At 66.7% G+C, this 10,257-nt stretch carries 8 protein-coding genes and 1 pseudogene; 3 read left to right on the top strand and 6 right to left on the bottom strand.

What is annotated here, in order from left to right:
• Window positions 1-40: 40 nt before the first annotated feature.
• Window positions 41-949, bottom strand: coding sequence for a prephenate/arogenate dehydrogenase family protein (locus tag OJI97_RS06615; protein WP_297662266.1), 909 nt, complete (start codon window positions 947-949; stop codon window positions 41-43).
• Window positions 949-2,064: a histidinol-phosphate transaminase gene (gene hisC / locus OJI97_RS06610; protein WP_297662265.1), complete on the bottom strand. Its 1,116-nt coding sequence runs from the start codon at window positions 2,062-2,064 to the stop codon at window positions 949-951. Before hisC ends, OJI97_RS06615 begins: the two co-directional genes overlap by 1 nt.
• A gap of 318 nt (window positions 2,065-2,382) precedes the next feature.
• Between hisC and OJI97_RS06605 the strand changes: the two genes are divergently transcribed.
• Window positions 2,383-3,504: a homoserine O-acetyltransferase gene (locus OJI97_RS06605; protein ID WP_297662264.1), complete on the top strand. Its 1,122-nt coding sequence runs from the start codon at window positions 2,383-2,385 to the stop codon at window positions 3,502-3,504.
• A 4-nt stretch (window positions 3,505-3,508) separates the two neighbouring features.
• On the top strand, window positions 3,509-4,096 hold the full coding sequence (gene metW / locus OJI97_RS06600) for a methionine biosynthesis protein MetW (RefSeq protein ID WP_297662263.1): 588 nt from the start codon (window positions 3,509-3,511) through the stop codon (window positions 4,094-4,096).
• 226 nt (window positions 4,097-4,322) lie between these two features.
• Here the strand turns inward: metW and OJI97_RS06595 are convergent, their stop codons facing one another.
• Window positions 4,323-4,958 carry a TetR/AcrR family transcriptional regulator gene (locus tag OJI97_RS06595; RefSeq protein ID WP_297662262.1) on the bottom strand — a complete coding sequence of 212 codons (636 nt, stop codon included), beginning with the start codon at window positions 4,956-4,958 and terminating at the stop codon, window positions 4,323-4,325.
• A gap of 200 nt (window positions 4,959-5,158) precedes the next feature.
• Between OJI97_RS06595 and OJI97_RS06590 the strand changes: the two genes are divergently transcribed.
• A complete protein-coding gene (locus OJI97_RS06590) occupies window positions 5,159-7,492 on the top strand; it encodes a TonB-dependent receptor (RefSeq protein ID WP_297662261.1) in 2,334 nt (777 codons plus the stop codon).
• 192 nt (window positions 7,493-7,684) lie between these two features.
• Here the strand turns inward: OJI97_RS06590 and OJI97_RS06585 are convergent, their stop codons facing one another.
• The 3 genes and pseudogenes from OJI97_RS06585 to OJI97_RS06575 all read right to left on the bottom strand — a co-directional run.
• Window positions 7,685-8,806, bottom strand: coding sequence for a CaiB/BaiF CoA-transferase family protein (locus OJI97_RS06585; protein ID WP_297662260.1), 1,122 nt, complete (start codon window positions 8,804-8,806; stop codon window positions 7,685-7,687).
• Window positions 8,799-10,001: an acyl-CoA dehydrogenase gene (locus OJI97_RS06580; protein ID WP_257546308.1), complete on the bottom strand. Its 1,203-nt coding sequence runs from the start codon at window positions 9,999-10,001 to the stop codon at window positions 8,799-8,801. Before OJI97_RS06580 ends, OJI97_RS06585 begins: the two co-directional genes overlap by 8 nt.
• A 42-nt stretch (window positions 10,002-10,043) precedes the next feature.
• A pseudogene (locus OJI97_RS06575) lies at window positions 10,044-10,257 on the bottom strand (hypothetical protein); the annotation flags it as partial.

Here is a 10,257-nt window from a genome sequence, read left to right as displayed (position 1 = left end):
CGATAGCGGCCCCCGCCTTCGCGGGGGCGACGGATAGGGGTCAGTGTTTTCGCCCGAAATCGGGCGCCGCATCGTCCTGACCCTGCTCGATGATCGAGCGGCGGATCGCCCGCGTCCGCGTGAACCACTCCTCCAGCTTGCCGCCGTCGCCGCGCCGGATCGCCTGCTGAAGCACGGTCAGATCCTCGTTGAAGCGCTGCAAGGTTTCGAGCACCGCTTCCTTGTTGGCGAGGAAAACGTCGCGCCACATCACCGGGTCGCTCGCGGCGATGCGGGTGAAGTCGCGAAAGCCGCCCGCCGAATATTTAATCACCTCGCTCTCGGTCACTTCCTCGAGCTCGCTCGCGGTGCCGACGATCGTATAGGCAATGAGGTGCGGCAGGTGGCTGGTAACCGCGAGCACCCGGTCGTGGTGCGCGGCCTCCATCGTCTCGACCTTCGCGCCGAGTGCCTGCCAGAAGCCGGTCACCGCCGCGACGGCCTCCCCGGGCGCGCCCGCGGGCGGGGTGACGATGCACCAGCGTCCCTCGAACAGGCTTGCGAAGCCGGCGGCGGGACCGCTGTTCTCGGTCCCCGCGACCGGGTGCGCCGGGATGACAAGATGGCCGGGAAGCGCCTTGGCGAGCGCGTCGGCGACCCCGCTTTTCGACGAGCCGACGTCCGAAATGATCGCATCGCCGCGCAGCCCCGGCGCGATCGACGAGCCCGCGTCGGCCATCCGCCCGACCGGCACCGCGAGGATCACGAGATCGGCTTCGGCCACCGCCGCCGCCGGATCGTCGGCGACCGTATCGCAGAAACCGAGCGCGCGCGCCGCGACGCGGACGTCGGCGCTGGCGTCATGGCCGGTCACCGTCACCTGCGGCAGCCGCTCCTTCACCGCGCGCGCGATCGACGAGCCGATCAGGCCCAGCCCGACGATCGTCACATGGCCGATGGCGCGCGCCATCACCCCGCCAGCGCCGCGCGAATCGCCGCGGCCAGTCCGCGCGTCTCGTCCTCGGTGCCGATCGTCATGCGCAGCGCCTGCGGAATCCCCTGCCCCGGCAGCCAGCGGACGATATAGCCCGCGTCCATCAGCCGGTTGTAAACCGTCTCGGCGCTCACCTCGCCCTCGAACAGCACGAGCAGGAAGTTGGTCGCCGACGGCACGACGCGAACGCCGTGATTGCCGAGCGCTTCGAGCTCGCCCGCCAGCCATGCGCGCCATGTCGCATTATGCTCGCGGCTGGCGTTCACGAAATCATCGTCGCCGAGCGCCGCGACCGCCGCCGCCTGCCCCGCACGCGTGACGTTGAACGGCAGGCGGATGCGGTGCAGCGCCGAAATCACCTCGGCGGCGGCATAGCCCCAGCCGATCCGCTCGGCGGCGAGGCCGTGGATCTTCGAGAAGGTGCGCGTGACGAAGACGTTCGGCTGGGTCTTCGCAAGGTCCAGCCCGCCGTCGTCCTCGTCGGCGGCCAGATATTCCGAATAGGCCTGGTCGATGACGAACAGGACGTTCTTCGGCAGCCCGGCATAGAGCCGCGCCACCTCTTCCCTCGTCGCAAGCGTGCCGGTCGGATTGTTCGGATTCGCCAGATAGACGACGCGGGTCCGGTCGGTCACTGCGGCGAGCAGCGCATCAACATCGGTCGCATAATCGCGGTCGTCGGCCTCGACCGGCGTCGCGCCGACGCGCCGCGCGGCGATCTCGTATACCGCGAAGCCATAGCGGACATAGAGAATCTCGTCACCCGCCCCGGCATAGGTGCCCGCGGCGAGGTGGAGCAGCTCGTCCGACCCGTTGCCGCAGATCACGCGCGCCGGGTCGAGCCCGTATTTCGCCGCGATCGTCTCGCGCAGCACCGCCGCGCCGGGATCGGGATAGCGCGACAGCGCGTCGGCCGCGCCCTGCGCCGCAGCGAACGCTTCGCGCGCCTTGATGCCGGTGCCGAGCGGATTTTCGTTCGCGCTGAGTTTGATCAGCGGGCGGCCGTCGGCACCGGCCGACTTGCCCGGAACATAGGGGGCGATGCCGCTGATCCACGGCTTCGGAGTGAGGGTCGCGCTGCTGTCGGTCATGCCGCGCCGTTTAGCGGCTGTCCCCGGCGAGTCCAGTTTATTGAGCGGAACCCACCCCTCCGTGTTCCCCCGCGAAGGCGGGGGTCCATCTCCCATGCTCTCGTTCTTCTGCACCGCAGGATGAATCTCGATAGGGCGGGAGATGGACCCCCGCCTTCGCGGGGGAACAGGGGGTGGATTGCGAAGGCGGACGAGTTTGGACTCTCTATCCTCTGCGAACCCTGCGTCGCTGCGCGAATCATCTTCTCCGTCCCCCGCATGCTCCCTTTCCACCCATCGTTGACAGCGCCCCCCAGCCCGCTTAGCTCCGCGCTACCGATGGCGAGCCTTCTCCACCAGATCCAGCACCGCAGCGTGACGATCGACGCGCCGCTGTCGCTCGACAGCGGCCAGACGCTGCCGTCGGTGACGATCGCCTATCAAAGCCATGGCACGCTCGACGCGAATAAATCGAACGCGGTGCTCGTCTGCCACGCGCTGACCGGCGACCAATATGTCGCGAGCGACCATCCGGCGACGGGCAAGCCCGGCTGGTGGGCGCGCATGGTCGGGCCCGGCAAGCCGGTCGACACCGATCGCTATTTCGTGATCTGCGCCAATGTCCTCGGCAGTTGCATGGGGACGAGCGGCCCCGCGACCCCCGACCCCGCGACCGGGACGCCGCTGGGCATGAAATTCCCCGTCATCACGATCGCCGACATGGTGCGCGCGCAGGCGATGCTGCTCGATCATCTCGGTATCGAGCGGCTTCATGCCGTCATCGGCGGATCGATGGGCGGAATGCAGACGCTGGCCTGGGCCGCCGCGCACCCCGAGCGGCTCGGCTCGGCGATCGTGATCGCCAGCGCCGCGCGTCATTCGGCGCAGAATATCGCCTTTCACGAGGTCGGGCGGCAGGCGATCATGGCCGATCCCGATTGGCAGGACGGCGATTATTACGACAAATATTGCACCCCCACCAAGGGCCTCGCCGTCGCGCGCATGGCCGCGCATATCACCTATCTCTCCGAAGCGGGGCTGACCGAGAAATTCGGCCGCCGCCTGCAGGCGCGCGACATCAAGAGTTTCGGCTTCGACGCCGATTTTCAGGTCGAATCCTATCTGCGGCATCAGGGGCTCGCCTTCACCGACCGCTTCGACGCCAACGCCTATCTCTACATCACCCGCGCGATGGATTATTTCGACCTCGCCGAGCCGCACGAGGGCCAGCTCGCGGGCGCCTTCGCGCGCGCGAAGGACGTGCGCTTCACGCTCGTCAGCTTCGACACCGACTGGCTCTATCCGACCAGCGAATCGCGCCGCATCGTCCAGGCGCTGCAAAGCGTCGGCGCGGCGGCGAGCTTCGTCGAGCTGTCGGCGCCCTTCGGCCACGACAGCTTCCTCCTCGACGTCCCCGCGCTCGACCGCCTCGTCGCGGGCGCACTCCGGGCGGAGGGGTGACGCCGTGACGCTGCGCCCCGATCTGGCGATCATCGCCGGCGCGGTGCCCGCCGGCACGCGCGTCCTCGACGTCGGCTGCGGCGACGGGACGCTGATCGCGGCGCTGCGCGACGCCGGGGTCGATGCCCGTGGGCTGGAGATCGATCCGGCCAATGTCACCGCGGCGATCGCGCGCGGCCAGTCGGTCGTGCAGGGCGACGCGAACCGCGACCTCGCCGATTATCCCGACGACGCGTTCGACTATGCGATCCTGTCGCAGACGCTCCAGACGACCGAGCGCCCCGACCGCATCGTCGACGAACTGCTCCGCATCGCACCACGCGCCTTCGTCAGCTTCCCTAATTTCGCACATTGGCGGGTGCGCCTCGCGCTGCTCTGGAACGGGCGGATGCCGGTGACGCGGCTGTTGCCCGTGGCCTGGTACGAAACGCCGAACATCCACCATGTGACGGTCAGCGATTTTCGCGACCTCGTCGGCGGCAAGGGAATCCGGGTCGAGCAAGCCTGGTATCTGTCGGGCGACCGGCCGACGAGCGACGCCGCCGCAAGCTGGCGCGCCGAACATGCGATCTTTTTGATTTCGCGGGGGTAGTCCACATTCGCCAGCGCCGTGGCGGTTTGCGGCCGGGAGTGGACCTATGTTTCATCGTCATCCCGGACTTGATCCGGGATCCATTCATCCAGCGCTGAGAGAATGGATCCCGGATCAAGTCCGGGATGACGAGAGTTCATAGGCGGCGGCTTCGGTATGGAAAGCGGGCACTCTCACCGAAGCTGCCGCTCGACCCGACCCTCGCAACTACGAGAGCAACGACCGACTAATCCTTCTTCTTCAGCCCGTTCGCGAGCATGTCGTTCGCGATCCGCGCGACCTCACCGATGTCGGCGCTCTCGTCCCACAGGCCATAGCGCATCCCGAGGAAAACGTTCATGCCCGCGATCGCCCAGGCGTGGACCTCGCTCGCGTCGGCGCGAATCTCGCCGCGCGCGGCGCCCGCTTCGAGCCGCTGGCGCATACGCTCGACCGTCGTTTCATAGTGGCGGCGATAGCTGGCGTAGTCGACGAATTCGGCCTCGTCGATGATGCGATAGATTTCCTTATGCTCGCGCACGAAGCCGAGGAAGGACAGCAGGCCGATGCGCTCGGCGCTGATCTCGTCAGGCGCCGCCTGTACCTCGGGCGTCACATGGTCGCGGAGCAATTCGCTCATGTGGCGGACGAGCGCCTGGAAGATTTCCTCCTTGGAATCGAAGTAAGTGTAGAAGCTCCCGAGCGCGGTTCCGGCGCGGCGGGTGATGCCGCTGATCGACGCGTCGTGAAAGCCGCGCTCGCCAAATTCGACCGCCGCCGCGTCGAGCAGCTTGCGCAAGGTGCGGCGCCCGCGCTCGGTGCGCGGCGTCTTGTCGCGGCTTTCGCCCTCGGCGGCCTCCGTCACTGACTGCGGCTGATCCATGCGCCTTCCCGTCTCCCCTAGCGCGCTGCACTTCCTGCATCGTGGCATTTCGGCACCACTGGCAAGCAAAAAGCGACGGCTGCATATTCCAAGTTGAAACTTGGTTCATGTTTCATTATAGGCCCCTGCGCGGCTTGGCAAGACCAAGCCCCAAAAAAGCAGCGGGTGGCGAGGGGCCTCCCGCCCATGGGAGAGTTTTCATGCGTCCTTTCGCCCGTTCGCTGCGTCACGTCCTTTCCGCGACGAGTGCGCTGTCGCTGCTCGCCTTCACACCCGCCGCCCATGCGCAGGAGGCCGGCGCCAGCAGCGACGACGGCGACGAGATCATCGTTTCCGCGCGCCGCCGCGACGAGCGGCTGATCGACGTGCCGATCGCGGTCACCGCGCTGTCGGCGGACACGCTGGCCAAGGCGGGCGCGATCGACATCACCGACGTCGCCAACATGGCGCCGAACACCACGCTCGAAAATTCGCGCGGCACCAATTCGACGCTGACCGCCTTCATCCGCGGCGTCGGCCAGCAGGACCCGGTGCCCGGCTTCGAGGCGGGGATCGGCATCTATCTCGACGACGTCTATCTGAACCGGCCGCAGGCGGCGGTGCTCGACATCTATGACGTTGAGCGGATCGAGGTGCTGCGCGGGCCGCAGGGCACGCTCTATGGCCGCAACACGATCGGCGGCGCGGTCAAATATGTGACGCGCGCGCTCAATCCCGACTCGCCCGAGCTGCGCATCCGCGGCACGCTCGGCACCTATAACCAGGCCGATCTCGTCGTCACCGCGAGCGCGCCGATCAGCGACATCGTCCGCGTCGGCGGCTCGATCGCGCGCCTGTCGCGCGGCGGCTTCGGCGACAATCTGACCATCAAGGGTCTGGAAAATTACAACAAGGACGTCTGGGCCGGCCGCGGCACGATCGAACTCGGCGGCAACGGCGCGCCGGTGCTGATCCGCATTTCGGGCGACTATACGCGCGACAAATCGGACCCGCGCAACGGCCACCGCCTGATCCCGGGCCTGTTCTCGGGCGCGCCGGTGCTCAAGGACGTCTACGACACCCGTGCCGGGCTCAACGATCCCAAGCAGGACGTGAAGGCCTATGGCCTCGCGATGAACGTCTCGGCGGAACTGACCGACAATCTGACGCTGCGCTCGATCAGCGCGTGGCGCAAGGACACGAGCTATACCCCGATCGACTTCGACGCGCTGCCGTCGGTCGACGTCGACGTCCCCGCCGTCTATCGCAACGAACAGCTCAGCCAGGAATTTCAGCTTCTTTATGAAAGCGACCGGCTGCACGGCCTCGTCGGCTTCTATTATCTCGACGCCAAGGCCGCGACATCGTTCGACGTGCTGCTGGGATTGTCCGGCAAGCGCCTCTACGGTCTGCCCGGCCTCAACGCCTACACCGCCGGAGATGTGCGGACCAACACCTGGTCGGTGTTCGGCGACTTCACCTTCGATTTCACCGATCAACTGAGCCTGTCGGTCGGCGGCCGCTATACGAACGACAAACGCAACGCCTTCGTCTACAAGGCGACGCGGATTACCGGCCTGTCCCCCGAATTCGGCGGCACCCTGACCCCCATCACCTTCGGGGCGCCGGCGACCGATTTCCATGGCGACCGCACGTTCAAGGAGTTCACGCCGCGCGCCTCGCTGAGCTTCAAGCCCGACGACAATAATATGGTCTACGTCTCCTACTCAAAGGGCTTCAAGGGCGGCGGCTTCGATCCGCGCGGATCGGGTTCGGCGGCGCCGATCAGCAATCCGGCAGCGGGCCGTTCCTATCAGGACATCTATGACTATCTGTCGTTCGAGCCGGAAAAGGTCGACAGCTATGAGCTCGGCTATAAGGGTTCGCTGCTCGATCGCCGCCTGACATTGAGCCTCGCCGGCTTCTACATGGACTATAAGAACGTCCAGATTCCGGGATCTTCAGCCTGTGTCGATGCCAACGGCATCGCGACCTTCTGCGGCATCACCACCAACGCCGGCAAGGCGCGGCTGCAGGGCATTGAGGCCGAAGCCAATGCCATCCTCGCACGCGACTTCGCGGGTGCGGGTTCGACCTTCCGCTTCAACGGCGCGCTCGGCTTTATCGACGCCAAATACAAGAAGTTCATCGCGGGCAATCCCCCGGCCGATGTGTCCAACCTCCGCACCTTTCAGAACACGCCCAAATGGACGGTATCGGGTTCGATCGCGGCGGGCATTCCGGCGATGGGGGGCAATATCGATGCCTCGACCGGCCTCACCTATCGCAGCCTGACCCATCAGTTCGAGGTGCCGATCCCGGCGCTCGACCAGCCGGGCTATGTGCTGTGGGACGCGAGCCTGGTGTGGACCGCCGACAGCGGCAATTATTCGATCGGCATCCACGGCAAGAATCTGACCGACAAGCATTATATCACGTCGGGCTACAATTATCAGAACGCCGCCGGCGCCTCGACGCTGGGCGACGAGGGTGTGCTGACCGCCTTCTACGGCAACCCGCGCCAGGTCTTCGTCACCGGCACGGTCAAATTCTGACCGGCCGCACCGGAAAAAGGGGGAAAGGGGCGTCCATCGGGCGCCCCTTTTTTATGAGATATCCCCACGAGTGGGCAGGCTTTGGGTTGAGAAGCGGGCATTCCCTACCTTCGTCATTCCCGCTTGCGCGGGAATGACGAAATCATATGACGGGAATGTCGATTATCGGCCCCAAGCCGCCTCCATATCTTGCTATCCCTCAAGCACCGGCGCGCCGGTCGGCGCGACCATGCGTTCGCCGTCGATAACGATCGGGCTGGCGACGCCGTCGATCGACGCGCCTTCGGGACGAAAGCGCATCCCGCGCGCGACCACCTGCGGGTCGGTGAAGACGCCGGCGAGATCGTTGATCGGCCCCGCGGGCACGCCCTCGGCTTCGAGCGCGAGCGACAGCGGCTGCGCGTCCCATGTCGCGATCTTCGCCGCGAGCAGCGGGATCAGTTCGGCGCGGTTCGCGAGCCGCGCGGCATTGGTCGCGAAGCGTGGATCGCCGCCCCATTCGGGCACTCCCAGGATCGCGCAGAGCTTGCGATACTGGCCGTCGTTGCCGACCGCGATCACGAGCTGGCCATCGGCGGTGGCGAAAACCTGATAGGGCACGACATTGACGTGGCCATTGCCCATCCGTTTCGGCACCACTCCGCTCGCGAGATAATTGGCGGCCTGGTTCGCGAGCACCGCGACCTGCGAATCGAGCAGCGCCATGTCGACATGCGCGCCCTTCCCCGTGACGTCACGACGCCGCAGCGCCGCGAGGATCGCGACGGTCGCATACATGCCGGTGAAGATGTCGGCATAGGCGATCCCCGCCTTTTGCGGCGCGCCGTCGGGTTCGCCGGTCAGCGACATGAAGCCGCTCATCGCCTGGACGATATAGTCGTAGCCCGCGCGGTGCGCATAGGGACCGGTCTGACCGAAGCCGGTGATCGAGCAGACGATCAGCCGCGGAAAATCGGCGCGCAGCCGCGCCGGGTCGAGGCCATATTTGACGAGCCCGCCGACCTTGTAATTCTCGATCACGACATCGGCATCGGCCAGCAGCGCGCGCACCTCCGCCTGCCCCGCGGCGCTCGCGATATCGATCGCGACGCTGCGCTTGCCGCGGTTGCAGCTATGATAATAAGCCGCGCCGAGATTGGCACCGTCGGCGCCCGTCACGAACGGCGGGCCCCATTCGCGCGTGTCGTCGCCACCGCCCGGCCGCTCGACCTTGATCACCTCGGCGCCGAGGTCGGCGAGCAGCTGCCCGCTCCACGGCCCCGCGAGCACGCGCGCGAGTTCGACGACGCGGATGCCCTCCAGCGGTTTAGGCAAAGGCGCTGATCCCGGTGATTGCGCGGCCGAGGATCAGCGCATGGACGTCGTGCGTGCCCTCATAGGTGTTCACCGTCTCCAGATTCACCGCGTGGCGGATGACGTGATAGTCGGCCGAAATGCCGTTGCCACCGTGCATGTCGCGCGCGACGCGGGCGATGTCGAGCGCCTTGCCGCAATTGTTGCGCTTGAGCAGGCTGATCGCATCGGGAATCAGGCGGCCGTCGTCGATCAGCCGCCCGACGCGCAGCGCGGTCTGCAAGCCCATCGCGATTTCGGTGAGCATGTTCGCGAGCTTCAGCTGCACGATCTGGTTCGCCGCGAGCGGGCGGCCGAACTGCTTGCGCTCGAGCGTGTAATTGCGCGCCGCCTCGTAGCAGAATTCGGCTGCGCCCATCGCGCCCCAGCCGATGCCGTAGCGCGCGCGGTTGAGGCAGCCGAACGGGCCCTTGAGTCCCGAAACGTGCGGCAGCAACGCATCCTCGCCGACCTCGACCCCGTCCATGACGATTTCACCGGTGATCGAGGCGCGCAAGCTGACCTTGCCCTCGATCTTCGGCGCCGACAGGCCCTTCATGCCCTTTTCGAGCACAAAGCCGCGGATCGCGCCGTCGTGCGCGTCGGATTTCGCCCAGACGACGAAGACGTCGGCGATCGGCGCGTTGGTGATCCACATCTTCGCGCCCTTGAGGCGATAGCCGCCTTCGATCTTCTCGGCGCGGGTGCGCATCCCGCCGGGGTCGCTGCCCGCGTCGGGTTCGGTCAGGCCGAAGCAGCCGACGAGCTCGCCCGAGGTCAGGCCGGGCAGATATTTGCGCTTCTGCTCCTCGCTGCCATAGGCATTGATCGGATGGATCACGAGACTGCTCTGCACCGAGCAGGCCGAGCGATAGCCCGAATCGATCCGCTCGACCTCGCGCGCGATCAGGCCGTAGCTGACGTAGTTCAGCCCCGCGCCGCCATATTCGGGGTCGATCGTCGCGCCGAGCAGCCCGAGCTGGCCCATTTCGCGCATGATCTCGCGGTCGAAGCGCTCTTCGAGAAAGGCCGACGTCACGCGCGGCAGCAGTTCGCCCTCGGCATAGGCACGCGCGGCGCCCTGGATCATCCGCTCCTCTTCGCTGAGCTGGTCGGCAAGCTGGAGCGGGTCGAACGGATCGAGCGTTTCGATGCGCTGCGGATCGGCGAGGGCCATGGGTCGCGCTTTCTGTTGGACGCGGCTCCATCGGAGGACGCGTTACGGGGTGGTCGTGCCCGATGGGCGGGCCGCGGCGATGGCGGGGCCGTCGCGCGGCTCCAATATCGCCGCGGTCTCGATCAGGTCAAGCGCGCGGCGCGCCTCGTTGTAGCGGCGCGCGTCGATCAGCCACTCGCCCGCCGCCGCCGCGCCGGGCATCGCCTCGACTTCGACGATCGCCTTGTCGGCCATGCCGCTGGTCAGATAGCGGCGC

It is taken from the genome of Sphingopyxis sp., from assembly GCF_025869345.1.
In the GTDB taxonomy this organism is placed as follows: domain Bacteria; phylum Pseudomonadota; class Alphaproteobacteria; order Sphingomonadales; family Sphingomonadaceae; genus Sphingopyxis.
Note: the sequence above shows the minus strand (reverse complement) of the source record. Positions and strands in the feature narration are given on the sequence as shown.

What these genes read in the sequence shown, in the direction of transcription:
- OJI97_RS06615 (WP_297662266.1), bottom strand. Translation starts at nt 949, where the DNA reads ATGGCGCGCGCCATCGGCCATGTGACGATCGTCGGGCTGGGCCTGATC.
- hisC (WP_297662265.1), bottom strand. Translation starts at nt 2,064, where the DNA reads ATGACCGACAGCAGCGCGACCCTCACTCCGAAGCCGTGGATCAGCGGC.
- OJI97_RS06605 (WP_297662264.1), top strand. Translation starts at nt 2,383, where the DNA reads ATGGCGAGCCTTCTCCACCAGATCCAGCACCGCAGCGTGACGATCGAC.
- OJI97_RS06595 (WP_297662262.1), bottom strand. Translation starts at nt 4,958, where the DNA reads ATGGATCAGCCGCAGTCAGTGACGGAGGCCGCCGAGGGCGAAAGCCGC.
- OJI97_RS06590 (WP_297662261.1), top strand. Translation starts at nt 5,159, where the DNA reads ATGCGTCCTTTCGCCCGTTCGCTGCGTCACGTCCTTTCCGCGACGAGT.
- OJI97_RS06580 (WP_257546308.1), bottom strand. Translation starts at nt 10,001, where the DNA reads ATGGCCCTCGCCGATCCGCAGCGCATCGAAACGCTCGATCCGTTCGAC.